The following is a 25,437-nucleotide window of genomic DNA, read 5'->3' as shown; positions in this document are numbered from 1 at the left end:
TAGTGGAGAGATGTATGGAAGCAACTCTGGATACTGTCACCGCTCGCCCGAACACTCACGCGATCCTTGGCGTCACCAATAACGATGACTCCAGCGCCTGCCTGATTATTAACGGCAAAATCATCGCGGCCGTACAAGAAGAACGTTTCAGTCGAATCAAGGGGCATAAGGGATGGCCGCACAAGTCCATCGAACATGTACTCAAAGCCGCCAACCTGAGTATCCACGAAGTGACAGACCTGGCTTATGGATGGTCGGCGGGGTTCAACCCCGAACTGCACTTGAACTTATATACCGAACGCCTGCGTGAAGTTGACAGCAACGATACTGTCACTTGGAACTGCATAAACGAGCGCATTCACAATGAAATAAAAAACGACAAAGGTGCACGCACCGAGTTTGTCGATTTTGCAACTACCAGCGGCTTCAGTGGCTCGACCCACATGCTCGACCACCATGAAACCCACGCACTGGGCGCATACATCTGCTCCGGGTTCGATGATGCCCTGGTGGTGACATGTGATGGCCGGGGGGACTTCCAGTCCCTCACCGTCACGGACTACACCCAACTGAACGCACAGGTGTTGCAACGCGAAACCTCGACCGACAGCCTCGGTTACTTTTACGGGCGCATCACCAAACTCCTGGGCTACCTGCCCAACCGCCATGAAGGCAAAGTCACGGGCCTGGCGGCAAAAGGCAACCCTGAAACCTGCATGCCCCTGATGCAGAAAATGATCGGCCTGGAAAACGGCAGGCTGCGCGCCAACTGCGGGCCGTGGTTTCAACCTTATTACGATGAATTCTCCGAGGAGCTGCGGCTGGAAGTCGCCAAGTACCGCCCGGAAGACATTGCCGCCGCCGCACAGAAACACCTCGAAGACCTGATTACCGCCATCGTTTCCAACCATATTGAAGTGGACCGTCCGCGCAACGTATGCCTGGCCGGGGGTGTCTTCGGCAATGTGAAACTCAATCAGCGCATACGCGAGCTCCCGGGTGTCAACACCGTCTACGTGCTGCCCTGCATGGGCGATGGCGGCCTGGCGCTGGCCGCTGCCGTCGCGGCTTCGGCGAAAAAGTACCGGTTGAGCCCCAACCTGGACACCATGGCCCTGGGCCCGGACCACGATGACACGGACATGATCGGTGGTGAACTGTCCAGAGACGGTTTGAATGTCTACGGTGCAAACATTCAGGACGAAATGATCGACCTGATCGGCCAGAGCAAAATCATCGGCGTGGTGCGCGGCGCAATGGAGTACGGCCCGCGAGCCCTGTGCAAACGCTCGATCATCTTTCATGCACGCGATAAAACCATCAATGACTGGTTGAACAAGCGGTTGAACCGAACCGAGTTCATGCCGTTTGCCCCCATCACCCCGGAAAACCTGGCCCACCTCTGCTACAACCAATGGTCTGTCGATGACCGTGCGGCGCACAGCATGACCATGACCTATGACTGCACCGACCTGATGAAAGAAATGTGCCCTGCCGTGGTACACGTGGACGGCACTGCCCGGCCGCAAATCATCTCCGAAAAAGCCGACCCGTTCCTTTATGAACTGCTGAACAAGTGGTTTCAGTTGACCGGTGAACCGTCCTTGATCAATACGTCGTACAACCGCCATGAAGAACCGATCATCAACACCCCGCAGGAAGCCGCCACCACGGTGCATGACGGGATCGTCGAAGCCCTGTTCATCAACGACCAGCTCGTCGTGAAACGAAAGTAAGGAGGCGTCATGCCAACGCCAGCGAAGAAAACAGCCCTGCTGCTCGACATGGACGGTGTGCTGATCGACTCACGGGAAGCGATCGAATGGGCATGGGCCGAGGCCGCGAAGCAGTTTGGCTACACGCTTGACGCCCAGCAGATAGAGGACCACATCCATGGCATTCCCGGTCCACAGACCCTGCTCCGGCTGTTTTCCGACCTGGCCCCGCACCACCGGCAACAGCTGTATCAACGGGTGTTCGAACTTGAGAAGGACGCTTTCTCACCACTGAACGTCGGCATGCAGGAGTTGATGACACAGAGCAAGGCCCAGGCCATGCCGTTGGGGCTGGTGACCAGCAGTTGGCGGGAACGGGTCGAGCATGTCCTGAACATCCATGACCTCACGTCGATGTTCGACGTGATCATCACCCGCAGTGACGTCAAACATGGCAAGCCGGCGGGCGATCCGTATGTCCAGGCCAAAAACGCCTTGAATGTCGAGCATGCGACGGCCATCGAAGACTCGATCTCCGGCGTAAAATCGGCGGTGGCGGCCCGCTGTTACACCTATGGCTACGCGAAAACAGCCAGCCTCGGGCAAGAGCTGATCAGTCACGGTGCCAGCCAGATCATTGACACCTTTGAAACACTGACGCTGCATAACGATTGAAAAATCTGCCAGGGAGGCGCCCGAACATCATGAAAATCAGTGTCATTATTCCGACCTACAATCGGCGGCAACTGCTGGATTTCACGCTGGACGCACTGCGCAAGCAGACGCTGGCCAAAGACCAATACGACGTCATCGTGGTCGATGACGGGTCAACCGATGACACCCGGGCAGTGGTCGACAGCCACCGGCCGTTCCAGGACATCAAGTACATCTATCAGGACGATCTCGGGTTCAGGGCCGCCGCCGCACGCAACCTGGGCATTGCCTCCAGCAAACATGAGATCTGCGTGGGCATCGACACCGGCATTCTGCTGCACAAGGATGCGTTGCGCTGCCATCAGGCCGCCCATGAAAGCACCACCCATGACATCGCCGTCAATGCCTACACCTACGCGTTCCAACAGCACGACGCCACGGCCCGGCAACTGATCCAGGCCATTGACCTACAGGACCTGGAAGGCACGTTGCGCACTTTCGAGCGTCAGAAAATCCACCTGGACATCCGCGAAGAGGTGTACAGCCACTTTGCCGATGACATGAACCGGATGCCCGCCCCGTGGGCCCTGTTCTGGGGGTGCCATACCTCGGTCAAACGCCAGGTGCTGCTGGACGTCGGGTTGTTCGATAACCGCTTCGAGTCCTGGGGCTGTGAAGACGATGAGCTGGCCTATCGGCTATACAAGCAGGGCATTGCCTTCAAACTGTGCCGAAACGCCTGCGGGATTCACTATCCCCATCCCAAGAACGAAACCGAAAACACCGACAGTGGCTTGCGAAACCTGGAATACATGTACGCCAAGCACAAGGACCCGGTGATTCTGGAGCGCGGCGAAAAAGGCTGGGAAAACCTTAACCTGATGTCCGCCTGAATCCCGGATCAACAGCTGCACGCCGCCTCAACCACGACCACGTAAACGGACCTACGATGAGCGAAAAGCCGACACGCACCCTGCAATGCGCCACCCAGCTCTGGGACTACATGTCTTCAGGCCGTCAACACACGCCCAGCGACGCGATCATCGTTTGTTGTTCTTATGACCTGAGGGTGGGAGAACACGCCTGCGCGCTGTACAAGCAAGGCCTGGCGCCCGTGATCATCTTCACTGGCAACAAGGGCAACTGGACTCACCACCTCTGGGAAGACCCCGAGTCCCACGTTTTCCGGCGCCTGGCCCTCGAGTCGGGTGTGCCTGCCAGCGCCATTTTTGTCGAGGACAAGGCCACCAATTTCGGTGAGAACATTGCCTTTACCAAAGCGCTGTTCGGTGAGTTGAACAGCGCCATCGTCCTGACCAAACCCAATGCCATTTTGCGCCTTGGCCTGGTCGTGAAAAAAGTCTGGCCCGAACTCCAGGCGTCCCTGGACGCACCGGACATCCGGTTCCCGGCCGATGTCTCCAACATCGTCGGTCTGTACGGTTTGATCGAGGAAATGGTCGGGGATATACAGCGGATCATCGAATACCCAAAGCTCGGCTTCCAGGCCGAACATGCCCTGCCAGAGTCGGTTCTCAATGCGTGGGAGTATCTGGTCAAGCAGGGTTTCAGCGGCCATTTGATCAAGGCCGCGCAAGAATGATGCGATGAGCGCCCCCTCCTCAGTCATGAGCCGAGGTGCCTTGCACCTGGCCTGGCCGATCCTGATCGAGCAACTGCTGCGCTTGTCCGTCGGGCTGATCGATACCTTCATGATCAGCCATATCTCGGACCAGGCCGTTGCGGCGGTGGGATCGACCAATCAGATCAATGTGCTGGCCATTCTGCTGTTCGGGCCGCTGGCCATTGGTTCGAGCATCCTGACCACCCACCACCTGGGCGCCAATGACCCTGCCGGGGCGAACCGGATCGCCAGGAATGCGATGACGGCCTGCACGTGGCTGGGCCTGATCATCAGCGCCTTGGTGTTGCTGTTTCCGGGCGACATATTCGCGGCCTTGCACCTGACCTTCGATTTGCGCGAACTGGCCTATCCGTTCTTGATGCTGGTGGGCGGCACGCTCTTCATCGAGGCGCAGATGCAATGCCTGTGTGCGATTCTTCGCGCCAACGGGCATACCAAGGCCCCCATGATCGTGGCACTTGCGCAGAACATCCTGACCCTGGGCGGCAACTACCTGCTGCTGTACGGGCACTTCGGCCTTCCCGAACTCGGGGTGTTGGGTGTGTCCATCTCCACGGTGGTCAGCCGGATCATTGCCTGCTGCATCCTGTGGTTTCTGGTGAAACGCCATACCGGCTTCGTCTTTGAGTTCAAGCACATCGTCAGCTTCGACCCGCGCACCTTCAAACGCATTCTCCAGTTGGGGCTGCCAGCGGCAGGCGAAGGCATTTGCTGGTTCCTGGGCTACATGACCATCACCGCCCTGTGCGCCAGCCTGGGTGGCAACACCCTGGCGACCCTGACCTACACGATTCAGATCGTCTTGATGGTGATGGTCTACAGCATCGCCATCGGCCTGGCCACGGAGATTATCGTCGGGCACATGATCGGCGCCGGGGACATCGAGGCGGCCAACCGACAATTGCACCGAAGCCTGAAAATCGGCCTGATGATTGCGGTGCCCATGTCCATTACCGTGGCGTGTGCCACGCCTTTCCTGCTCGCCCTGTTCACCGACAACCCCGAGATCATTTCCACCGGCGCCAAACTGATGCTCATCGGGCTCATTCTAGAGCCCGGCAGGGTCCTGAACTTTGTCGTGGTCAATGCCTTGAGGGCCACCGGGGATATTCGCTACATCCTCTTGGTCGCGCCCCTCTCCATCTGGGGAATCATGGTGCTCGGCGGCTGGACACTCGCCGCACACTTTGAACTGGGGCTGATCGGCATCTGGATCGCCATGACCCTGGACGAATGGTGCCGCGGCCTGCTGATGTACCGCCGATGGCGCAGCGGCCAATGGAAGCAGCATGCCCACCAGGCCAGGCTGGACGTCACGCTTGAGTATTGATCAACCGAGCCGCACGGGCTCAAACCACCTGCAATGGGAGTCAGTATGGATAAGGACAAGGATAACCAGGTGATCGGGATGTACGAGGCATACCCTTACCCCACCTTTGGCAACCACAACGATTACGCGGGGACATTCCTGATCCCGGCGATCAGGAGCAAGGCGATCAAGGGGCGCGCCCTTGAAGTCGGTTGCGGCACGGGCTGCGTCACCGTCGACTGGGCCGAACAGTGCCCGGAGCTTGAAATCCTGGCCTTTGACCGCTCACAGAACTCGATTCGTTATGCCCGTGACCTCAAAGTCTCCAGGGAAGTCGCCAACCTGACGTTCGAGCAGCGTGACCTGAACGAGGACAATCCCGATCTCAAGGGCTTTGATTTTGTCTATTGCCACGGCGTACTCCATCACCTGCATGACATCCAGGCAGGCTTGAACAAACTGTTCAACTTCGTGCGACCAGGTGGCTATTGCTACCTCTGGACTTACGCTTCGCTGGGGCGCCGGGAGCTGCATGATCTGCGCGAAATGCTCACGCACCTGGCGATCGACGCGTCCCACCCCGACAGATTGAAGCTGATCGAGGACCTGATCCCGGCGCATTTCCGCCCGCTGGTCTATGGCGAAGAGAAAACCGAACAAGAAAAACTGATCAACCTTCACGACGTGGTCTATCACCCTCGCGACGGCGATTTCCGGGTAGAAGAGCTCTACGGCCTCGTTGAGCAGGCTGGCTTCAACTTCATCCAGATCTTCGAGGCCAACGGCGCGCCCTGGCCTGCGCCGAGCGCCCTGGCGTGGTCGAAGACGCTGATTGAGCGCTGCGAGCACCTCCCACGCCGTCAGCAAGACACCTTGCTGGAGTTATTCCTCAAACCTGCGGGCATTGGCTTCATGATCCAGCGCCCGGAATAAACCCGTCAAACGGACAACCTCATCGCCAGGGCGGCCAGGGTCACCAGCAATACCGGCACCGTCAGCACGATCCCGACCTTGAAGTAGTACCCCCAACCGATGAGGATGTCCTTGCGTTCCAGCACATGCAGCCAGAGCAACGTGGCCAGGCTGCCGATCGGCGTGATTTTCGGCCCCAGGTCACTGCCGATCACGTTGGCGTAGACCATCGCCTCCTTCACCACCCCCGTGGCCTGGCTGGCATCAATCGACAAGGCGCCAATCAGCACGGTCGGCAGGTTGTTCATGATCGAGGACAGCAGCGCGGTCAGCAGCCCGGTGCCCATCGCGGCGCCCCACACCCCGTAACCGGCAAAAACGTCGAGCCAGCCGGCCAGGTACGCGGTCAGGCCCGCGTTGCGCAAGCCGTACACCACGAGGTACATGCCCAGCGAAAAAATCACGATGTGCCAGGGCGCCTCTTTCATCACCTTGCGCGTGGAGATCTTGTGCCCTCGTGCGGCAATGGCCAACAGCAACGCAGCGCACACCGCCGAGATTGCACTGATGGGAATGCCCCAGGCTTCCAGGACAAAACAGCCGAGCAGCAAAATCACCAACACGCACCAGCCAGCCATGAACGTGGCTTTGTCGTGGATTGCACTGGCCGGGTCTGCCAGGTCTTCGGGAGCATAATCACGCGGAATGTCTCGACGAAAAAACCACATCAATACCGCCAGCGTCGCGCCGACACTCACCAGGTTCACCGGCACCATCACCGCCGCGTAGCGATTGAAACCGATGTGAAAAAAGTCCGCCGAAACAATGTTGACCAGGTTCGACACCACCAGCGGCAGGCTCGCGGTGTCGGCGATAAACCCGGCGCCCATCACAAATGCCAGGGTCGCGGTTTTTGAAAAACGCAACGCCAGCAGCATCGAGATGACAATCGGCGTGAGGATCAGCGCCGCGCCGTCATTGGCAAACAAGGCTGACACCAGCGCCCCCAGCAACACCATGTAGGCGAACAGCTTGCGTCCGCTGCCGCGCCCCCAACGCGCAACATGCAACGCCGCCCAGGCAAAGAACCCGGCCTCGTCCAGCAGCAGGCTGATGATGATCAGTGCAACAAAAGTCCCGGTGGCGTTCCAGATGATCTCCCAGACCACCGCAATATCGCTGACCTGCACCACGCCGGCCAACAGCGCCAGCACAGCGCCCAGCACGGCACTCCAGCCAACGCCCAGGCCTTTGGGTTGCCAGATCACCAAGGTAATGGTCAGCAGAAAAATCAACGACGCGGTCAGCATGCGCAACAGCCTTTGAATAACAGAATGTGAAAGGTAGGAATCAGCAGCAGCGTGTCGGCCGCTCGTTCATGGCTTGCAAGCGCTGCACGTCGGCAGCGAGCCAGGGCCTGATTGGCCTCAAGCGTGCCTTGCAGCAAAGTGACCGCCCATGGCGACAGTTGCGGGTGCAGGCGATAAAAAATCCATTGCCCCTGACGGCGATCCGCCAGTACCCCGGTGCTGCGCAACTGCGCCAGATGGCGAGAGATTTTAGGTTGGCTGAGCTCCAGCGCTGCGGTCAGCTCGCACACGCACAGCTCGCCTTCGCGAACAACCAGCAAGGCAATTCGGCTGCGGGTTTCGTCGGCCAGAGCCTTGAACAGCTCTGTGGGATTGAGGATTTCGGACATGAGCAGGAAATCGAAACACATATGGATTGGCGAATATATTGAATTGCGCCCATCCCGTAAAGCCACGGGTTCAATCATCCCCGAATGGCGCGCGGTATCCCCGCGCACCGTCCGGCATTGCGTCAGGCCTTCTTGTGCAACTCGACCCAGGCGCCATAGGCATCGATAAATTTTTGCAGGAACGGCCTCGTCGCTTCGGATAACTTGCCTGCCTCATCAAACATCGAGCCTGCGCCGCTCAGGTAGGCCTCGGGCTGCTGCATGCAAGGCACATCGAGGAACACCAGCGACTGACGCAGATGGTGATTGGCACCAAAACCGCCAATGGCGCCGGGCGATGCGCTGATCACGGCACCCGGCTTGCCACTCCAGGCACTCTTGCCATAAGGCCGCGAACCGACGTCAATCGCGTTCTTCATGGGGGCCGGAACCGAGCGGTTGTATTCCGGTGTCACGAACAGCACTGCGTCGGATGAGCTCACCTGATTTCGGAAAGTGCTGTAGGCTGCGGGCGGTGCTACGTCGATGTCTTCGTTGTAGAGTGGCAAATCGCCAATTTCGACGATGTTCAGCTTGAGATTTGCCGGAGCCAATTCGGCCAGCGCCAACGCGACTTTGCGGTTGATCGACTGTTTTCTCAAGCTACCGACCAGCACAGCAACCGTATAAACCTTGCTCATGGGGAGTTCCCGACTATCTGGCTAAAGGAGCCAGTAGTTATAGATGATTCGGTGCAATCAATGCACGCCGATTCACAGAATCGCCCCACTCGACTATTTTTTTCCCGCAGGAAAACTTACCGCGCTTAACGACGGTCTACAGAACCGCAAATTGAGTGTCTTATCTCCAGAGGTTCTAAGCAGATGGCAGCAGTACTCGTCGGACAATTCCATGCAAGAGACGCCGAAGGCCGTGTCTATTCAGTGCATGAGTTCCAGGAATCCACCCCGTCTTCAGACGGCATCGCCGGCTCGGAGCCCGTCACCACCTATCGTCTGGCCATTGGCGATCGCGTCAACAAGCTCGACGAGAATGAGTTCTTGTTGGTGCAGTCAAATGTCACCATCATCCGCGAACCGGAAACCAACGTTGCCTCATAACCCGCCGTTATGAGCAGAAGTCATATGCGCGGACTTGGGTTAGGATTCAGTCACTGAATCCCTCACCTGCTGAACATGGACTTCACGCATGCGTTTACGTCATATCGAAGTGATCCAGGCGCTCCTGCAAACCAGCCATTTGGGCACCGCCGCCGAAATGCTGCAGTTGTCGGTGGCTGAGGTCGAAGGGATTTTGCGCGACGCCGAGGGGCAACTCGGTTTCATGCTGTTCGCCAGTGTACGTGGGCGCTTGCAGGCGACCCGCGAAGCACGTGAGCTGCACGTCGAGATTGCCCACGTCTACGAAGCCATTGAACCGCTGCAACGGCTCGCCAGCAGCCTCAAGCAGTACCAGGCGCCACCGCTGCGAATCATCTGCACCCCGCCGCTGGCAGAACACTTGTTGCCACACAGCATCGCGGCCTTGCGCCGCCGCATCCCCGATGTCCCTTGCTCACTCCTCGCCCAGCCCACCCGCGACATCGTCAGGAGCCTGCTGCTGCGCGAAAGCGACCTGGGTTTGAGCCTGCATGACCCCGAACACAGCGATATCCACTGCCAGGCAATCGCCCAGGGCAAGCTCCAGTTGCTCGCCCCTCACGGCTGGCTGCAACCCAAGCAAAAATACATTGCCCTGCAAGACCTGGCCGGTCAGGCGTTGTTGGGGCTGGAAGGACATGACCCGCTGAATGCAGTGTTCGACAGCAAGTTGCAGGCCTTGCGCCCCGCGCCGGTGATCCAGACACGCGTGCAGACCCACCAGATGATGCGCTGCATGGTCGAGGCCGGGGAAGGTCTGGCCATCGTCGACCCGTTCACCGCACGCGGCGCCAAGGCCAGCGGGCTGGATGTCTGCCCCGTGTCACCCGCCGTGCCGATCAGCCTTTACGCCCTGACCCTGGCCAATGCCACGCCCTCGCCTGCAACACAAACACTGCTGGCCATCATCACCGAGCAAGCTACAACGCTGTTGACGAGTTGAGCACGCTCTCCAGCGGGTTATCAAACAGGCGATACCAGAAAATCGCCACCTCGGCGGTGTTCGGGTCGATCCCGCGATAACGCAGATGGTCGATCCCGCCCAACACATACCCGCAGCGCTCATAGAGCCGACAGGCGCCAAGGTTGTTGTTCTGGGTTTCCAGCATGATGCCCGGCAGCTTCTTCTTGCGACTCCAGAACTGCGCAACGTCCAGTAAAGCCTTGGCCACGCCATGACGGCGTGCCGGAGCATGCACTGCCAGTTCGTCGATATGGGCAAAGCCGTTCCAGTTAGTGCTGACCACCACGTGCCCGACCGGACAGTCGTCCAGGAACGCCATGAAAATCTCGCTGTCGGGCGCATCGCGAAAGCTGCTGAACTCCTCCGGATCAATGCCGTAGCACTTGCGATACGGGGTGATCGCCTCAAGCGGCCACTGCTCGACTGCTTGCCCCAGTTGCGGCGTGGCGTAGGCACTGACATTGAAACTGAAATCGCTGCCCCAGACATATGGGGCAAAGCCCTCGTCGGCGACGCGCACCGCGAGTCCGGGGTGCTTGGGGTTCATGACCGGTTGCATGCTGGGAAACGTCCTCAAACCTTGATGCAATCGACGGTATAGACCCGCCCATTGCCCTCGTCTTCATGTTGCAAGCCATGCACATCGGCAACAAAGCCCGGAAAGCTGCTGTCGAAGGTGCGGGCAAACGCCAGGTAATCGTTGATCGAACGGGTCGACTCGGTGAAGCGTTCGCCGGGCATGATCAGCGGAATCCCCGGTGGGTACGGCACCAGCATTACCGCAGCGATACGGCCCTGCAACGCATCGATCGAGACGGCCTCGACCTCGCCACGAACCAGATGATCGTAGGCATCGGCCGGTTTCATGGCGATGTCCGGGAGCACGGTGTACATGCGCTTCAAGTGTTTGGCCGTGGCATTGCTGCGGTAACAGGCGTGCAGTTGATCGCACAGATCGCGCAACCCCATGCCCTGATAACGCGCGACATCCTGCCGGGCGATGCACGGCAGGCAGGTCACCAGACTGGTGTTGGCGTCGTAGCTGCGCTTGAACTCCAGCAGTTCGGTCAACAGCGTGCTCCATTTGCCTTTGGTAATGCCCATGGAAAACAGCACCAGGAACGAATACAGACCGGTCTTCTCGACCACCAGCCCGCGCTCCCAGAGAAACTTGCTGACCACCGCCGCCGGAATCCCGCGCGCGCTCAGGGCGCCACCCGCCGTCAGGCCGGGCATGACCAGGGTCACCTTGATCGGGTCGAGCAGCACATAGTCGTCCGTTACTCCGCCAAAGCCATGCCAATCGGCATCGGGCTGCAACAGCCAGTCTTCGGTGACGACCCGGTCGATGCCTTCCACCGAGGGTGGCTGCCAGATGGAAAACCACCAGTCATCCGCGGCGATGTGCTGACGCAAATTGGCCAGCGCACGACGAAAACTCAGGGCCTCATCAAACATTTCCTGCAACAGCGACCGGCCGGCCGGACCTTCCATCATGGCCGACGCTACGTCCAGTGAAGCGATGATGCTGTATTGCGGCGACGTCGAGATGTGCATCATGAACGCTTCGTTGAAACGGTCACGGTCCAGTTGCCGGGCGCCACCGTCCTGCACATGAATCATCGACGCCTGGCTGAACGCCGCGAGCAGCTTATGCGTCGAGTGAGTCGTGAACACCAGCGGGCTGTCGGCGGTGCGCGAAGTGCCCATGCCGTAACGCCCGGCGAAAAACTCGTGAAACGCCGCATAGGCGTACCAGGCCTCATCGAAATGCAGCACCTCGACGCTGTTGCCCAGGCTTTGCTTGATCAGCTCGGCGTTGTAACAGAGGCCGTCGTAGGTAGAGTTGGTGACCACGGCCATTTTGACTTTGGGCACCCGACCCACCGTCAGCGGGCTGGCGTCGATCTTGGCCTGGATCGACTCGCGACTGAACTCGCTCAGTGGAATCGGCCCGATAATCCCCAGCTCGTTACGTTCAGGGCACAGGTACAGCGGGATCGCCCCGGTCATGATGATCGCGTGCAACACCGATTTATGGCAGTTGCGGTCCACCAGCACCAGATCGTCGCGCCCAACCATGGCGTGCCAGACAATCTTGTTGGCGGTCGAGGTGCCGTTGATCACGAAGAACGTGTGGTCGGCACCAAAGTTCAGCGCTGCACGTGCCTCGGCTTCGGCCAGCGGACCGGTGTGATCAAGCAACGAACCCAGCTCCGGCACCGAAACCGACAAGTCCGAACGCAAGGTGTTCTCACCAAAAAACTGATGAAACGCTTGCCCCACCGGGCTTTTATGGTAGGCCACGCCGCCGCCATGGCCGGGGGTGTGCCAGGAATAGTTGGAGTCGGCGGTGTGCTGCACCAACGCTTTGAAAAACGGTGGCAACAGACCATCGAGGTAGTTGCGCGCTGCCCGCGCCACTTGCCGGGCGAGGAACGGTACGGTGTCTTCGAACAGGTAAAGAATGCCGCGCAACTGGTTGAGCTCACTCATGGCATCGGCCGGAGCGTTTTCCAGCGTGACCTGTTCGCCCAAGGCAAAAATCGGCAGGTGCGGCGCACGAACACGGGCCAGGCGAATCAACTCGACCATGTTCTGTAACAGATGGGTGTTTTCCCCGGCGCCTTCGGCGGCAATCAGCATGCAGGCCAGGCCGTGGTGCGTCGACGCGACCAGCCGTCCTTCGGCGTAATCGACCGCCGAGAAAATGCTGAAACCTTCCTGCTCCAGCTCCCGGGCGATACCGCGCACCCGATCACCGGCGACCGTGTCGGCCTTGATGTCGCGGTGAACGATAAGGATCGGGAATTTCAAGTCTTTGTACATGGGGCTCGGCGTCCTGAAGCGGCGGGCCGTGGCCTGCCAATGACCTCAGCGTAGAAGCTTGAGGCACTGCACGTCATCCCACGGCGCGCTGTCTTGTAACAAAAGGTCGCCCGCCCACATTACTGAGCCGGGTTTTCGGCCTCGAGCAACTGAGTCCACAGTGCCGGGGCACCGGCGGATTTGGCAATGATTTCAAGCCGGGCAGCGTGGGCTGCCAGGTCCGCTTCGCTGGCGCGAATGATGCGGGTTGGCTGGCGATCCACTGGCAAACGACGAATCTCGCTGGCACGGTTACCCGAACCTTCACCCGAGCCGTTGCCGTCAGAGGCGTTACCGGCCAGCGACAGGCTGGTCTGGCCGCCGGTCATGGTCAGGTAGACGTCGGCAAGAATCTCCGAGTCGAGCAATGCGCCGTGCAGCTCACGGCCGGAGTTGTCGACGCCGTAGCGTTTGCACAAGGCATCGAGGCTGTTGCGCTGCCCCGGGTGACGCTCACGCGCCATCATCAGGGTGTCGAGGATCGAGCAGTGCTGCGTGATGTCAGCCCGATCTTTCTGGCCCATCAGGGCGAATTCGTTATTGATGAAGCCGACGTCGAACGCCGCGTTATGGATGATCAGCTGCGCGCCCTTGATGAATTCAAAGAACTCATCGGCCACTTCAGCGAAACGCGGCTTGCCCACCAGGAACTCGTTGGTGATGCCGTGGACGCCAATCGCGCCCTCGTCACTCTCGCGGTCCGGTTGCAAGTAAACGTGGAAATGCCGGCCGGTCAGGCGCCGACCGATCAACTCGACGCAACCGATTTCGATAATCCGGTGGCCGTCGGTCACCGGCATGCCGGTGGTTTCGGTATCGAGTACAACGGATCTGTTGGCCATCAGTGGTCAGCTCTCAACGGGTCTATCGTGCAAAAGGCGCGGATTTTAGCATGCTCTTGGGCACCGGGGCGCTTGCCGACGGGCAGAGCGCGCTGCGCAGTTTTTAACAATCCTTAGCAAAGCTCATAAAGATTGGCGAGGCGTCCGTTGTTAGCGTGCATGCCTGCATTATTCACAGGCATTGCGCACCTCATGACAACGACAACCCTACTCATCACCGCCCTGGTGATGGGCAGCCTGATCAGCACCACCGTGCGGGCGACCAGCCTGGTGATCAGCACCGACATTACCCTGAGCCTGACCATGAGTTCCACCAAGGGCACCAGCGGTTCGTTCAAGGATGACAAGATTGTAGTGGCCGCCAAGGACGATGCGGCGGCATTCGTGGCCAGCGAAGGGAAGATTCGCGGGGTCCGGATTGAAGCGGCGCTGGAGCGGATGCGCAGTGTGCTGGCCGGTCAGGTGTACTCGGACCAGCAACTGGCAACCGTTATCCTGATGCTGTGATTTCCTGTGGGTGCCGGTGCAATCATCAGTCTTGTTTGTAACCGCGCACTTCATCAACGCCACGGTTGGCCAACTGGTCGGCACGTTCGTTGCCGTGGTGGCCGATGTGCCCGCGTACCCACTTCCACGTCACGTTATGGCGGTTGACCTGCTCGTCGAGCAACTTCCACAGGTCAGCGTTTTTCACCGGCTCTTTCGCGGCGGTTTTCCAGCCGCGCTTTTTCCAGTTGTCCATCCACTCGTTGATGCCTTTCATCACGTACTGCGAGTCGGTCACCAGCAGCACGTCGCAGGAACGCTTGAGTTCTTCCAGGCCACGAATGGCGCCCATCAACTCCATACGGTTGTTGGTGGTGTTGGCTTCGCCGCCCCACAGTTCTTTTTCAACGCCCTTGCACACCAGCAATGCGCCCCAGCCGCCAGGGCCAGGGTTGCCCTTGCAGGCGCCATCGGTGAAGAGTTCTACGCTATCGCTCATGCCAATCTATCCAGAAAATGCCTGTGGCTTGCCCATCAATGATCGGCAACGCCTGAGGCCGGGCGCAGGCCCGGCCGGAAATTTAGAGTACTCAGGGGTCCATATGATGGCGACGGTTGACCTTGGCCATCGGCAGCGGAATCAGTTTGCCCATCGGCTCGCGACGCACCTGTCGCACCGGGCGTAACCCGACCACGATCTTGCGTGCCACCAATAGATAGAAACCACCGCCAGACAACTGCCAGTCACCGGCCTTGCGCTCCCACCCGGCCAGCCGAGCCTGCCAGGCCTGGGACGCAAGCGGCGGACGATAGCACCCGAAGCGGCGTTTCTCCAGCGCGAAGCCCAGCAGGTTCAACCAGTCGGCCACCCGCGACGGCGAGATGCAGCGCGCCTTGCGCAAGGCATCCTGGGCGAATACGTGGCGCAAGCCCCAACTGCTCCAGGGGTTGATGCCGATAATCAGCAAATGCCCGCCGGGACGCACCGCGCTGGCGGCCTCACGCAGCAAGCCGTGGGGCGACAGGCAAAAATCCAGGCCATGTTGCATCACCACCACATCGGCCGCGTGCTCACTGATCGGCCAGGCCTGTTCTTCGCAGACAATCTCGACACCGGGCAACGGTGCGCCCAGGCGCACGTTGCGCTGCACTTGCGGCGCAGCGGGCGGGGTCTCGGCCGATGGCCCGTAATGCACCAGGTAACCACCGAAGAACCGCCCCAACTCGTCTTCGAGCATGCGCCGTTCTTCATCCAGCAAAAACTGCCCGAGGGGACCTGCCAGCCACTCACGGGCCGCACTGATCAGTGTCAGCCAGTCAGGATCAGCCTGAGCGAACGCTTTATCAGTCATTGCATTCTCCAACTCGGCAAGAAGTTCTAAGATGCGCCAATGTTTTCCGCTTGGCGACTCCGACGATGATACAGATCAGTGCCCTGCCCGCCTTCACCGACAACTACATCTGGTTGTTACAGGACCACCGCACCCAGCGTGCCACCGTGGTCGACCCCGGCGATGCCGCGCCCGTGCTCGCGTGGTTGACGGCTCATCCGGGCTGGACGCTCAGTGACATCCTGGTCACCCATCACCACCACGATCATGTGGGCGGTGTCGAACACCTGAAAGCAATCTCCGGGGCCACGGTGTACGGTCCGGCGAGCGAAAATATTCCGGCCCGCGACGTGGCGCTCCAGGACAACGACCAGGTCAACGTACTCGGTTGGGCGTTCGACGTGTATGCGGTGCCAGGTCACACCCTGGGCCATATCGCGTATTACCACCACGGGCTGCTGTTCTGTGGCGACACCTTGTTCGCCGCCGGTTGCGGGCGCCTGTTCGAGGGCACGCCCCGACAAATGCATGATTCGCTGAGCCGTCTCGCAACGCTGCCCGAGGATACGCTGGTCTACTGCACCCACGAATACACCCAGAGCAACCTGCGTTTCGCCCAGGCCGTGGAGCCGAACAACCCGGACATTGCCGAACGCGTGGAGAAAGTCCGTCAACTGCGCGAGTCCGGCCGCATGACCTTGCCTTCCACCCTCGCCCTGGAAAAGCTCACCAACCCGTTTCTGCGTACCGGTGAAACATCTGTTAAAGAAAAAGTGGACGAACGGAACGGGGTAGATAACCGGGCTCCAAGTGAGGTTTTTGCAGCCCTGAGAGCTTGGAAAGATAAGTTCTAAGGGGGGGGCATTATTGGTCCAAAAATTCTGAATGGTTGACCGCACCCCCTGCGCTTTCTAGAATCGCCCGACATTTTTGCCCGGAACTTACTTCCAGCCAATGTCGTCATCTATCCGTAAATCCATCCATTCAGACGCATTGACGCGCTTGGCGCAGGCCATCGCAGTGGCTGTGTCCGCCACACTGGCGGGCTGCCAAAGCTCCGGCCACGTGCCGCAGACCGACGCGGCGCACGCTCAAAATCTCTCCACCCGGGTCAAGCAGAAGCCAGTCTGGCTCAACGAGAAACCGGCTCCACAGGTTCCGCAGGACGTCTGGGAACGCATGCGCCAGGGCTTCCAGTTGCAGGAAGGGCTTGGCGTCAACCCGCGTATCGAGCAGCAACGCCTGTGGTTTGCCAGCAACCCTTCGTTCCTTGAGAACGCCGGCGAACGCGGCAGCCTGTACATCCATTACATCGTTGAACGCCTTGAAGAACGCAACATGCCGCTCGAACTGGCGCTGCTGCCAGTGATTGAAAGCGCCTACAACCCGATGGCCTATTCCCGCGCGGATGCCGTCGGCCTGTGGCAGTTCATTCCGTCCACCGGGCGTTACTTCAACTTGCGCCAGACCCGGTTCTACGATGGCCGCCGCGATATCACCGCGTCGACCACCGCAGCCATGGACTACCTGACCCGCCTGCACGACATGTTCAACGGTGATTGGCTGCTGGCCCTGGCGGCTTACAACGCTGGCGAAGGCACCGTGAGCCGGGCCATCGAGCGTAACGAGAAGCTCGGCCTGCCCACCGACTACTGGAACCTGCCGCTGCCGTCGGAAACCCAGGCTTACGTCCCCAAGCTGCTGGCCCTGTCACAAGTGGTACTGGCGCCGGAAGCCTACGGCGTGAACCTGAACCCGATCGCCAACGAACCTTACTTCGAAGTCGTCGAAATCAACCAGCGCATGGACCTGTCCAAGGTTGCCGCGGTGGCCAACATCGACGAAGACGAGCTGTTCCAGCTCAACCCGGCCTTCAAGCAGCGCACCACCATCGACGGCCCGCAGCACCTGCTGGTGCCGACGTCGAAGGCGCAACTGCTGACCGCCAGCCTGTCGACCATGAAACCCGAAGAGCTGATCAGCAAGCGTGCGCTCAAACCGGTCTTCGACGGCGCCGACAGCCAGGAACTGGCCAAGCTCAAGCGCGCCTACCGGGTCAAACGCGGCGACAACCTGGCGCAGATCGCCAAGGCCAACAAGGTCGACGTCAAGGACCTGCAACGCTGGAACAACATGAGCGGCAACAACCTCAAGGTTGGCCAGACGCTGGTCATGCAGGACACCCGCCGCAAAACTACTACGGTTGCCAGCAACAACAAGAAACAGACCCAGTACAAGGTCAAGCAAGGCGATTCGCTGTACATCGTCGCCAAGCGTTTCAATGTTGAGATGCAACACCTCAAGCGCTGGAATCCACGCGTCGGCCAGGCCCTCAAGCCCGGCCAGATGCTGACGGTATCTTCCCCGCACTGAGTGTCGAAAAAAGGCCACCGGAAGGCTTTGCGCGGTGGCCTTTTTCCTGCTGATACAAGCTGTTACTGTACCGACCATAAAGCCCAAGCCGCCTGGATCGGATCTCTGACTTGATGCGTCCCCTCCTCCTGCTCTTCATCAGCCTGGCCTTGAGCTTTCCCGCACTGGCAACGATCACCGAAAGCCACGGTTATGCGCAGTTCGGCACACTCAAGTACCCCGCCAGATTTACCCACTTCGACTGGGTCAACCCGCAAGCGCCCAAGGGCGGCACCTTGCGCGTCATGGCATTTGGCACCTTCGATACGCTCAACCCCTATACCTTCAAAGGCACCAGCCCGGTCGCCACGCCGAACTTCCTGCAGTACGGCATCAATGAGCTGAATGAGCCGCTGATGGTCGGCACCGGCCAGTACGCGCCGTCCGGCGATGAACCGGCGTCCAGTTATGGGCTGATCGCCCAGTCGGTCGAATACAGCGAAGACCGCAGTTGGGTGGTGTTCAACCTGCGCCCCGAAGCACGCTTTCACGATGGCACGCCGATCACCGCTTATGACGTGGCATTTTCCTATCGCTTGCTGCTCAAGGAAGGTCACCCGCAGTACCGCACCAACCTTCAGGAAGTGTCACGGGTCGACATCCTCAACCCGCAGCGCATCCGGTTTGTGTTCAAGCGCGCCGGTAATCCGCTGCTGATCCTGCGCCTGGGCGAACTGCCTGTGTTGCCGCAGCACTACTGGAAAGACCGCGACTTCAAGGCCACCACCTTCGAACCGCCATTGGGCAGCGGGCCGTACCGGATCACCCAGGTCCAGCCTGGACGGCAACTGGTCTTCGAACGGGTCAAGGACTACTGGGGCAAGGATTTGCCGGTCAACCGCGGCAAGTACAACTATGACCGGATGGACGTCGAGTTCTATCGCGACAGCGACGTGGCCTTCGAGGCGTTCAAGGCTGGCGAATTCGATATTTACATCGAGCATCAGGCCAAGAACTGGGCCAACGGCTATCACTTCCCGGCCGTGCGGCGCGGCGACGTGATCAAGGCACAGATCGCCCACCAGATCCCCACGCAAACCCAGGGCCTGTTCATGAACACCCGGCGCGGCACGTTTGCCGACGACAAGGTGCGTGAAGCCCTGGGCCTGATGTTCGACTTCGAATGGACCAACCGCACGCTGTTCAGCGGCGCCTACAAACGGGCGATGAGCGACTACCCCAACAGTGAGTTTTCCGCCACCGGGCTCCCGGTCGGCCATGAATGGCTGATGCTGTCGCCCTACCGCGAGCAACTGCCGGCCAAACTGTTCACCGAACCCTTCAGCCTGCCGCAAACCGACGGTCGGGGCATCCCCCGGGAAACCCTGCGCCAGGCACTCGGCCTGCTCGCGCAGGCAGGCTGGAAGCTCAACGGCCAACGCCTGCAAAACGCCGCCGGGCAGCCGTTGCGCTTCGAAATCCTGCTGGTCAACCCGAACCTTGAGCGCATCCTCCAGCCCTACGCCGAGAACCTTGCCAGCATCGGCATCGACGCGAATCTGCGCACCGTCGACCGCGCCCAGTACAAGCAACGCCTGGACCAGTTCGATTTCGATATGATCCTGATGACCCTCGACCAGACCCTCAGCCCGGGCCTTGAACAGTGGCAGTACTTCCACTCCAGCCAGGCGGGCGTCAAGGGCAGCAAGAACTACGCGGGCGTGGCCAATCCGGTGGTCGACCACCTGCTGGAACAGTTGCTGGCCGCCAAGAACCGCGACGAACAACTGGCGGCCGGTAAAGCCCTGGACCGGGTACTGCTCTGGCAGCACTACAGTATCCCCAACTGGTATCTCAACTATCATCGCCTGGCGTACCGCAACCGGTTCGCGTTCGTCACCACACCGCCCTACACCCTGGGCCTGAATGCGTGGTGGCTGAAGTCTTCGGAGAACGTCCAATGATGTCTTTGCGTACTTTGCCGGGTCTGGTCTTTGCGGCACTTGTCGGCGTCGCTCACGCCGCGCCGCAACATGCCCTGACCCTGTACAACGAGCCGCCCAAGTACCCGGCGAACTTCAAATACTTCGACTTCGTGAACCCCGATGCCCCCAAGGGCGGCACATTCCGCCAGTCCGGATTCGGTGGCTTCGACAGCCTCAACCCGTTTATCAGCAAAGGCGTGCCGGCCGGGAACATTCTCCTGATCTACGACACGCTGACCCGTCACGGCCTGGATGAACCGTTCACCGAGTACGGCCTGATCGCCGGCAAGATCGAAAAAGCCCCGGACAACAGCTGGGTGCGTTTCTACCTGCGCCCCGAAGCGCGCTTCCATGACGGCCATCCCGTACGGGCCGAAGACGTGGTGTTCAGCTTCCAGACCCTGATCAAAGATGGCGCCCCGCTCTATCGCACCTACTACGCCGATGTCGACGAAGTGATTGCCGAAGACCCGTTGCGGGTGCTGTTCAAATTCAAGGACACCAGCAACCGCGAATTACCGCTGATCCTCGGCCAAATACCGATATTGCCCAAGCACTGGTGGGAAACCCGCGACTTCAACAAAGGCAACCTGGAAGCCCCGCTGAGCAGCGGGCCGTACAAGGTCGGCGAGGTCAAGGCCGGGCGCTCGATCCGTTATGAGCGGGTCAAGGACTATTGGGGCAAGGACCTGCCGGTCAATCGCGGCTTCTACAACTTTGATGTGATGACCACCGATTACTTCCGCGACAACACCGTAGCGCTGGAAGCCTTGAAGGCCGGGCAGTTCGATTACTGGCTGGAAATGACGGCCAAGGCCTGGGCCAATGCCTTCAACATCCCGGCGGTGACCGAAGGGCGGCTGATCAAGGAACAGATCCCCAACGGCAACCCGACCGGCATGCAAGGGTTCGTCTACAACCTGCGCCGCCCGGTGTTCCAGGACGTGCGCGTGCGCCAGGCCCTGAGCCTGTTGCTGGATTTCGAGTGGACCAACAAACAGCTGTTCAACGGCGCCTATGTGCGCACCCGCAGTTACTTTGAAAACTCGGAGATGGCCGCCACCGGCCTGCCGGACGCCGAGCAACTGGCGATTCTCGAACCGTTCAAGGGCAAGGTCCCCGTTCAGGCCTTTACCGAACCCTTCCAGAACTCGGTGTCCGACGGCAGCGGGATGGTTCGCGCCCAACAACGCCAGGCCTATCAGCTCCTGCAAGAGGCGGGTTGGCGGATTGTCGACGACAAAATGGTCGACGCCACCGGCAAACCGGTGGTCATCGAGTTCCTGCTGGCCCAGACCGAGTTCGAACGCATCCTGCTGCCGTTCAAGCGCAACCTCAGCGATCTGGGAATCGAACTGGTGATTCGCCGGGTCGACGTGTCCCAGTACGTCACCCGCGTGCGCTCACGGGATTTCGACATCATCGTCGGCAGTTTTCCGCAGTCCAACTCTCCGGGCAACGAGCAACGCGAGTTCTGGAAAACCGACAGTGCCGACAAGCCCGGCAGCCGCAACACCATGGGTCTGAAGGACCCGGCGGTCGACGTACTGGTCGAGGAACTGATCAACGCCGACTCGCGCCACAGCCTGGTAGCCCATGCCCGTGCGCTGGACCGGGTACTGCAGTGGGGCTACTACGTGATCCCGAACTGGCACATCAAGAGCTGGCGCGTGGCCTACTGGAACCACATCGGCCACCCGAAAACCTCACCGACCTACGACATCGGCATCGACACCTGGTGGATCAAACCCGACGCGAAACCGGCCATCGAAGTGTTGACCCAAGAAAAAGCCGAGCCTGCGGGCGTGGAGCACTGACATGCTGGCGTATATCTTTCGGCGATTGCTGCTGATCATCCCGACACTGTTCGGCATTCTGCTGATCAACTTCATCATCATCCAGGCCGCTCCCGGTGGCCCGGTGGAACAGATGATCGCCAAGCTCGAAGGCTTCGAAGGCGCTACCAGCCGCATTGCCGGCGGCGGTGCCGAGGTATCGGTGGCCGGTTCCAGCTATCGCGGCGCCCAGGGCCTGGACCCGGCGCTGGTCAAGGAAATCGAAAAGATGTACGGCTTCGACAAATCGGCGCCGGAACGCTTGTGGATCATGATCAAGAACTACGCCCACCTGGATTTCGGCGACAGCTTCTTTCGTGACGCCAAAGTCATCGACCTGATCAAGGAAAAGATGCCGGTATCGATCTCACTCGGGCTGTGGAGCACGTTGATCATGTACCTGGTGTCGATCCCGCTGGGGATCGCCAAGGCCACCCGGCACGGCAGCCATTTCGACGTCTGGACCAGTTCGGCAATCATCGTCGGTTATGCGATTCCGGCGTTCCTGTTCGCCATTCTGCTGATCGTGGTGTTTGCCGGCGGCAGTTACCTGGACTGGTTCCCCTTGCGCGGCCTGACTTCCAACAACTTCAACGAGCTGAGCTTGAGCGGCAAGGTCCTCGATTACTTCTGGCACCTCGCATTGCCGGTGACCGCACTGGTGATCGGCAACTTCGCGACCATGACCCTGCTGACCAAAAACAGCTTCCTCGACGAAATCAACAAACAGTACGTGGTCACCGCCAAGGCCAAGGGCCTGACCAACCACCGCGTGCTGTATGGCCATGTGTTCCGCAACGCCATGCTGCTGGTGATCGCCGGTTTCCCCTCCGCTTTCATCGGGATCTTCTTCACCGGTTCGCTGCTGGTGGAAGTGATCTTCTCCCTCGACGGCCTCGGCCTGATGAGTTTCGAGGCGGCCATCAACCGTGACTACCCGGTGGTCTTCGGCACGCTGTTCATCTTCACCCTGCTGGGGTTGGTGGTGAAGCTGATCGGCGACCTCACCTACACCCTGGTCGATCCGCGCATCGACTTCGAACACCGGGAGCATTGAGATGACCCTTTCCCCTCTCAATCGCCGACGTTTCGAGCTGTTCAAAGCCAACAAGCGTGGCTGGTGGTCACTCTGGCTGTTCCTGGCGCTGTTCGGCCTGAGCCTGGGCGCCGAGCTGATTGCCAACGACAAACCGCTGGTGGTGCATTACGACGGCGGCTGGTACTTCCCGGCGCTCAAGCGTTACCCGGAAACCACCTTCGGCGGCGAGTTCCCGCTGGAAGCCAACTACAAGAGCCCCTACATCCGCGAACTGCTCAAGGCCAAGGATGCCTGGACCTTGTGGGCACCGATCCCGTTCAGCTACCAGAGCATCAATTACGACCTGAAAGTCCCGGCCCCGGCGCCTCCCTCTCCAGACAACTGGCTGGGCACCGACGATCAGGGCCGCGACGTGCTCGCGCGGGTGATCTACGGTTTTCGGGTGTCGGTCCTGTTTGCCCTGACCCTGACCCTGCTCAGCTCGATCATCGGCGTCATCGCCGGAGCCTTGCAGGGCTTTTACGGCGGTTGGGTCGATCTGGCGGGACAACGTTTCCTGGAGATCTGGTCCGGCCTGCCCGTGCTGTACCTGCTGATCATCCTGGCCAGCTTCGTACAGCCGAACTTCTGGTGGCTGCTGGGGATCATGCTGCTGTTTTCCTGGATGAGCCTGGTGGACGTGGTCCGCGCCGAGTTCCTGCGCGGGCGCAACCTCGAATACGTGCGCGCCGCCCGGGCGCTGGGCATGCAGAACGGCGCGATCATGTTCCGCCACATCCTGCCCAACGCCATGGTTTCGACCATGACGTTCATGCCGTTCATTCTCACTGGCGCCATCGGCACCCTGACCGCGCTGGACTTCCTGGGCTTCGGCCTGCCGCCGGGCGCGCCGTCCCTGGGTGAACTCGTGGCGCAGGGCAAATCCAACCTGCAAGCGCCGTGGCTGGGTATGAGCGCTTTTGCGGTGTTGGCGGTGATGTTGAGTTTGCTGGTGTTTATCGGCGAGTCCGCTCGCGATGCCTTCGACCCGAGGAAGTGAAATGAATCAGGACAATCTGATCGAAGTACGCGACCTCTCTGTCGAGTTTGTGGCCGGTGAACGCGTGCATCGGGTGGTGGAAGGCATCAGTTTCGACATCAAGCGCGGCGAAACACTGGCATTGGTGGGCGAAAGCGGCTCGGGCAAGTCGGTGACCGCTCACTCGATCCTGCGCTTGCTGCCCTACCCGCTGGCGCGGCACCCTACCGGCACCATCAACTACGCCGGGCATGACTTGCTGTCGCTCAAGGAAAAAACCATCCGGCACATTCGCGGTAACCGTATCGCGATGATTTTCCAGGAGCCGATGACCTCGCTGAACCCGCTGCACTCGATTGAAAAGCAGATCAACGAAGTGCTGGGCATCCACAAGGGCCTGACCGGCAAGGTCGCGACCCGGCGCACGCTGGAGTTACTGGAACTGGTGGGCATTCCCGAGCCGCACAAACGGCTCAAGGCCCTGCCCCATGAGTTGTCCGGCGGGCAGCGGCAACGCGTGATGATCGCCATGGCCCTGGCGAACGAACCTGAATTGCTGATTGCCGACGAGCCTACCACCGCGCTGGACGTGACCGTTCAGCTGAAAATCCTCGAACTGCTCAAGGAGCTGCAAGCGCGCCTGGGCATGGCGTTGCTGCTGATCAGCCACGACTTGAACCTGGTGCGACGCATTGCCCACCGCGTGTGTGTCATGCAGCGCGGTTGCATCGTCGAGCAGGCGCCGTGCGAAGAACTGTTCCGCGCACCGCAGCACCCCTACACTCAGGAACTGCTGGCCGCCGAGCCCAGCGGCACCCCGGCGAACAACTCGATTGGCCCGCCGTTGCTGCAAGTCGAGGACTTGAAAGTCTGGTTCCCGATCAAGAAAGGCTTTTTGCGTAACACCGTCGATTACGTCAAGGCAGTGGACGGCATCAACTTCAGCCTGCCGCAGGGGCAAACGCTGGGGATCGTGGGGGAAAGTGGTTCCGGCAAGTCCACGCTCGGCCTGGCGATCTTGCGGTTGATCGCCAGCAAAGGCGCGATTCGCTTCGAAGGCAAGGCGCTCGACGGTCTGTCACAGCAGCAAGTACGACCGCTGCGACGGGAAATGCAGGTGGTTTTCCAAGACCCGTTCGGCAGCCTGAGCCCGCGGATGTGCGTGAGCGAAATCGTCGGCGAAGGCCTGCGGATACACAAGATCGGTACAGCGGCCGAACAGGAACTGGCGATTATCGCAGCCCTCAAGGAGGTAGGCCTGGACCCGCAAACCCGCCACCGCTACCCCCACGAATTTTCCGGTGGGCAACGGCAACGTATCGCCATTGCCCGGGCACTGGTTTTAAAACCGGCGTTGATGCTGCTGGACGAGCCGACTTCGGCGCTGGACCGCACCGTGCAACGCCAGGTGGTTGAACTGCTGCGCAACCTGCAAAGCAAGTACAACCTGACGTATCTGTTTATCAGCCATGACCTGGCGGTGGTGAAAGCGCTGAGCCACCAGTTGATGGTGGTCAAGCACGGCCAAGTGGTCGAACAAGGCGATGCGCAGCGTATTTTTGCGGCGCCGCAACACCCTTATACACAGCAGTTGCTGGAGGCCGCTTTCCTGGCCCCGACAGCTGTCGATTAACCTGAAAGAGG

Annotated in this window: 23 protein-coding genes and 1 pseudogene; 16 read left to right on the top strand and 8 right to left on the bottom strand. The window is 60.1% G+C overall.

Going from position 1 to position 25,437, the window contains the following annotated elements:
* The first annotated feature begins 14 nt into the window (after positions 1-14).
* From AABM54_RS12340 to AABM54_RS12315, 6 genes are read left to right on the top strand one after another with little or no spacing between them, the layout of a single operon-like run.
* The gene (locus tag AABM54_RS12340; RefSeq protein ID WP_347905903.1) at positions 15-1,736 is read left to right on the top strand and encodes a carbamoyltransferase C-terminal domain-containing protein; all 1,722 of its coding nucleotides are present in this window, start codon (positions 15-17) and stop codon (positions 1,734-1,736) included.
* A 9-nt stretch (positions 1,737-1,745) separates the two neighbouring features.
* Complete coding sequence (locus AABM54_RS12335) at positions 1,746-2,390, top strand: HAD family phosphatase (RefSeq protein WP_347905901.1); 645 nt, start codon at positions 1,746-1,748, stop codon at positions 2,388-2,390.
* Positions 2,391-2,419: 29 nt separating this feature from the next.
* Positions 2,420-3,262, top strand: a complete 843-nt coding sequence (locus AABM54_RS12330; RefSeq protein ID WP_347905899.1) for a glycosyltransferase — start codon at positions 2,420-2,422, stop codon at positions 3,260-3,262.
* Between the two features lie 56 nt (positions 3,263-3,318).
* Positions 3,319-3,972 (top strand): YdcF family protein, encoded by a 654-nt coding sequence (locus AABM54_RS12325; protein ID WP_347905897.1) that lies wholly within the window; start codon positions 3,319-3,321, stop codon positions 3,970-3,972.
* A gap of 4 nt (positions 3,973-3,976) precedes the next feature.
* Entirely contained in the window at positions 3,977-5,344 is a 1,368-nt protein-coding gene (locus AABM54_RS12320; RefSeq protein ID WP_347905895.1) for an MATE family efflux transporter, read from the top strand.
* Between the two features lie 45 nt (positions 5,345-5,389).
* The gene (locus AABM54_RS12315) at positions 5,390-6,256 is read left to right on the top strand and encodes a class I SAM-dependent methyltransferase (RefSeq protein WP_347905893.1); all 867 of its coding nucleotides are present in this window, start codon (positions 5,390-5,392) and stop codon (positions 6,254-6,256) included.
* Positions 6,257-6,261: 5 nt separating this feature from the next.
* Here AABM54_RS12315 and AABM54_RS12310 read toward each other — a convergent pair whose 3' ends face one another.
* The 3 genes and pseudogenes from AABM54_RS12310 to AABM54_RS12300 all read right to left on the bottom strand — a co-directional run bounded on the left by AABM54_RS12310 (position 6,262) and on the right by AABM54_RS12300 (position 8,614).
* The gene (locus AABM54_RS12310; RefSeq protein ID WP_347905891.1) at positions 6,262-7,545 is read right to left on the bottom strand and encodes an arsenic transporter; all 1,284 of its coding nucleotides are present in this window, start codon (positions 7,543-7,545) and stop codon (positions 6,262-6,264) included.
* 40 nt (positions 7,546-7,585) lie between these two features.
* Positions 7,586-7,934: pseudogene (locus AABM54_RS12305) on the bottom strand (metalloregulator ArsR/SmtB family transcription factor).
* 122 nt (positions 7,935-8,056) lie between these two features.
* Positions 8,057-8,614 carry an NAD(P)H-dependent oxidoreductase gene (locus AABM54_RS12300; protein WP_347905890.1) on the bottom strand — a complete coding sequence of 186 codons (558 nt, stop codon included), beginning with the start codon at positions 8,612-8,614 and terminating at the stop codon, positions 8,057-8,059.
* 183 nt (positions 8,615-8,797) lie between these two features.
* Here AABM54_RS12300 and AABM54_RS12295 point away from each other — a divergent pair, with 183 nt between their 5' ends.
* Both AABM54_RS12295 and AABM54_RS12290 read left to right on the top strand, forming a co-directional pair.
* The gene (locus AABM54_RS12295) at positions 8,798-9,034 is read left to right on the top strand and encodes a hypothetical protein (protein WP_347905888.1); all 237 of its coding nucleotides are present in this window, start codon (positions 8,798-8,800) and stop codon (positions 9,032-9,034) included.
* An 88-nt stretch (positions 9,035-9,122) separates the two neighbouring features.
* A complete protein-coding gene (locus AABM54_RS12290; RefSeq protein ID WP_347905887.1) occupies positions 9,123-10,016 on the top strand; it encodes a LysR substrate-binding domain-containing protein in 894 nt (297 codons plus the stop codon).
* Here AABM54_RS12290 and AABM54_RS12285 read toward each other — a convergent pair.
* The 3 genes from AABM54_RS12285 to dnaQ form a co-directional block, all read right to left on the bottom strand.
* Complete coding sequence (locus tag AABM54_RS12285) at positions 9,994-10,596, bottom strand: GNAT family N-acetyltransferase (protein WP_347905885.1); 603 nt, start codon at positions 10,594-10,596, stop codon at positions 9,994-9,996. The genes AABM54_RS12290 and AABM54_RS12285 overlap by 23 nt on opposite strands.
* A gap of 14 nt (positions 10,597-10,610) precedes the next feature.
* Positions 10,611-12,866: an Orn/Lys/Arg decarboxylase N-terminal domain-containing protein gene (locus AABM54_RS12280; protein ID WP_347905883.1), complete on the bottom strand. Its 2,256-nt coding sequence runs from the start codon at positions 12,864-12,866 to the stop codon at positions 10,611-10,613.
* A gap of 119 nt (positions 12,867-12,985) precedes the next feature.
* Positions 12,986-13,747 carry a DNA polymerase III subunit epsilon gene (dnaQ, locus tag AABM54_RS12275; RefSeq protein WP_347905881.1) on the bottom strand — a complete coding sequence of 254 codons (762 nt, stop codon included), beginning with the start codon at positions 13,745-13,747 and terminating at the stop codon, positions 12,986-12,988.
* Positions 13,748-13,939: 192 nt separating this feature from the next.
* Between dnaQ and AABM54_RS12270 the strand changes: the two genes are divergently transcribed.
* A complete protein-coding gene (locus tag AABM54_RS12270) occupies positions 13,940-14,254 on the top strand; it encodes a DUF2388 domain-containing protein (protein WP_347905880.1) in 315 nt (104 codons plus the stop codon).
* A gap of 25 nt (positions 14,255-14,279) precedes the next feature.
* Here AABM54_RS12270 and rnhA read toward each other — a convergent pair whose 3' ends face one another.
* Positions 14,280-14,732, bottom strand: a complete 453-nt coding sequence (rnhA, locus tag AABM54_RS12265) for a ribonuclease HI (protein WP_347905878.1) — start codon at positions 14,730-14,732, stop codon at positions 14,280-14,282.
* Positions 14,733-14,823: 91 nt separating this feature from the next.
* Entirely contained in the window at positions 14,824-15,585 is a 762-nt protein-coding gene (locus tag AABM54_RS12260; protein ID WP_347905876.1) for a methyltransferase domain-containing protein, read from the bottom strand.
* Positions 15,586-15,650: 65 nt separating this feature from the next.
* Between AABM54_RS12260 and gloB the strand changes: the two genes are divergently transcribed.
* The 7 genes from gloB to AABM54_RS12225 all read left to right on the top strand — a co-directional run bounded on the left by gloB (position 15,651) and on the right by AABM54_RS12225 (position 25,426).
* Positions 15,651-16,418, top strand: a complete 768-nt coding sequence (gloB, locus tag AABM54_RS12255) for a hydroxyacylglutathione hydrolase (protein WP_347905874.1) — start codon at positions 15,651-15,653, stop codon at positions 16,416-16,418.
* Between the two features lie 100 nt (positions 16,419-16,518).
* Entirely contained in the window at positions 16,519-17,937 is a 1,419-nt protein-coding gene (locus AABM54_RS12250; RefSeq protein ID WP_347905873.1) for a LysM peptidoglycan-binding domain-containing protein, read from the top strand.
* 113 nt (positions 17,938-18,050) lie between these two features.
* Positions 18,051-19,880, top strand: coding sequence for an extracellular solute-binding protein (locus tag AABM54_RS12245; RefSeq protein ID WP_347905872.1), 1,830 nt, complete (start codon positions 18,051-18,053; stop codon positions 19,878-19,880).
* Positions 19,877-21,718: an extracellular solute-binding protein gene (locus tag AABM54_RS12240; RefSeq protein ID WP_347905870.1), complete on the top strand. Its 1,842-nt coding sequence runs from the start codon at positions 19,877-19,879 to the stop codon at positions 21,716-21,718. Before AABM54_RS12245 ends, AABM54_RS12240 begins: the two co-directional genes overlap by 4 nt.
* Position 21,719: 1 nt before the next feature.
* Complete coding sequence (locus tag AABM54_RS12235) at positions 21,720-22,793, top strand: microcin C ABC transporter permease YejB (protein WP_347905869.1); 1,074 nt, start codon at positions 21,720-21,722, stop codon at positions 22,791-22,793.
* Position 22,794: 1 nt separating this feature from the next.
* Complete coding sequence (locus AABM54_RS12230) at positions 22,795-23,814, top strand: ABC transporter permease (protein WP_347905867.1); 1,020 nt, start codon at positions 22,795-22,797, stop codon at positions 23,812-23,814.
* Between the two features lies 1 nt (position 23,815).
* Complete coding sequence (locus AABM54_RS12225; RefSeq protein WP_347905866.1) at positions 23,816-25,426, top strand: ABC transporter ATP-binding protein; 1,611 nt, start codon at positions 23,816-23,818, stop codon at positions 25,424-25,426.
* The last annotated feature ends 11 nt before the right edge of the window (positions 25,427-25,437 follow it).

The organism is Pseudomonas purpurea (assembly GCF_039908635.1).
GTDB classification, from domain to species: Bacteria; Pseudomonadota; Gammaproteobacteria; order Pseudomonadales; family Pseudomonadaceae; genus Aquipseudomonas; species Aquipseudomonas purpurea.
This window is presented reverse-complemented; position numbering and strand designations above follow the sequence as displayed.

Coding starts and splice junctions, on each gene's coding strand:
- AABM54_RS12340 (WP_347905903.1), top strand. CDS start 15: ATGGAAGCAACTCTGGATACTGTCACCGCTCGCCCGAACACTCACGCG.
- AABM54_RS12335 (WP_347905901.1), top strand. CDS start 1,746: ATGCCAACGCCAGCGAAGAAAACAGCCCTGCTGCTCGACATGGACGGT.
- AABM54_RS12330 (WP_347905899.1), top strand. CDS start 2,420: ATGAAAATCAGTGTCATTATTCCGACCTACAATCGGCGGCAACTGCTG.
- AABM54_RS12325 (WP_347905897.1), top strand. CDS start 3,319: ATGAGCGAAAAGCCGACACGCACCCTGCAATGCGCCACCCAGCTCTGG.
- AABM54_RS12320 (WP_347905895.1), top strand. CDS start 3,977: ATGAGCGCCCCCTCCTCAGTCATGAGCCGAGGTGCCTTGCACCTGGCC.
- AABM54_RS12315 (WP_347905893.1), top strand. CDS start 5,390: ATGGATAAGGACAAGGATAACCAGGTGATCGGGATGTACGAGGCATAC.
- AABM54_RS12310 (WP_347905891.1), bottom strand. CDS start 7,545: ATGCTGACCGCGTCGTTGATTTTTCTGCTGACCATTACCTTGGTGATC.
- AABM54_RS12300 (WP_347905890.1), bottom strand. CDS start 8,614: ATGAGCAAGGTTTATACGGTTGCTGTGCTGGTCGGTAGCTTGAGAAAA.
- AABM54_RS12295 (WP_347905888.1), top strand. CDS start 8,798: ATGGCAGCAGTACTCGTCGGACAATTCCATGCAAGAGACGCCGAAGGC.
- AABM54_RS12290 (WP_347905887.1), top strand. CDS start 9,123: ATGCGTTTACGTCATATCGAAGTGATCCAGGCGCTCCTGCAAACCAGC.
- AABM54_RS12285 (WP_347905885.1), bottom strand. CDS start 10,596: ATGCAACCGGTCATGAACCCCAAGCACCCCGGACTCGCGGTGCGCGTC.
- AABM54_RS12280 (WP_347905883.1), bottom strand. CDS start 12,866: ATGTACAAAGACTTGAAATTCCCGATCCTTATCGTTCACCGCGACATC.
- dnaQ (WP_347905881.1), bottom strand. CDS start 13,747: ATGGCCAACAGATCCGTTGTACTCGATACCGAAACCACCGGCATGCCG.
- AABM54_RS12270 (WP_347905880.1), top strand. CDS start 13,940: ATGACAACGACAACCCTACTCATCACCGCCCTGGTGATGGGCAGCCTG.
- rnhA (WP_347905878.1), bottom strand. CDS start 14,732: ATGAGCGATAGCGTAGAACTCTTCACCGATGGCGCCTGCAAGGGCAAC.
- AABM54_RS12260 (WP_347905876.1), bottom strand. CDS start 15,585: ATGACTGATAAAGCGTTCGCTCAGGCTGATCCTGACTGGCTGACACTG.
- gloB (WP_347905874.1), top strand. CDS start 15,651: ATGATACAGATCAGTGCCCTGCCCGCCTTCACCGACAACTACATCTGG.
- AABM54_RS12250 (WP_347905873.1), top strand. CDS start 16,519: ATGTCGTCATCTATCCGTAAATCCATCCATTCAGACGCATTGACGCGC.
- AABM54_RS12245 (WP_347905872.1), top strand. CDS start 18,051: ATGCGTCCCCTCCTCCTGCTCTTCATCAGCCTGGCCTTGAGCTTTCCC.
- AABM54_RS12240 (WP_347905870.1), top strand. CDS start 19,877: ATGATGTCTTTGCGTACTTTGCCGGGTCTGGTCTTTGCGGCACTTGTC.
- AABM54_RS12235 (WP_347905869.1), top strand. CDS start 21,720: ATGCTGGCGTATATCTTTCGGCGATTGCTGCTGATCATCCCGACACTG.
- AABM54_RS12230 (WP_347905867.1), top strand. CDS start 22,795: ATGACCCTTTCCCCTCTCAATCGCCGACGTTTCGAGCTGTTCAAAGCC.
- AABM54_RS12225 (WP_347905866.1), top strand. CDS start 23,816: ATGAATCAGGACAATCTGATCGAAGTACGCGACCTCTCTGTCGAGTTT.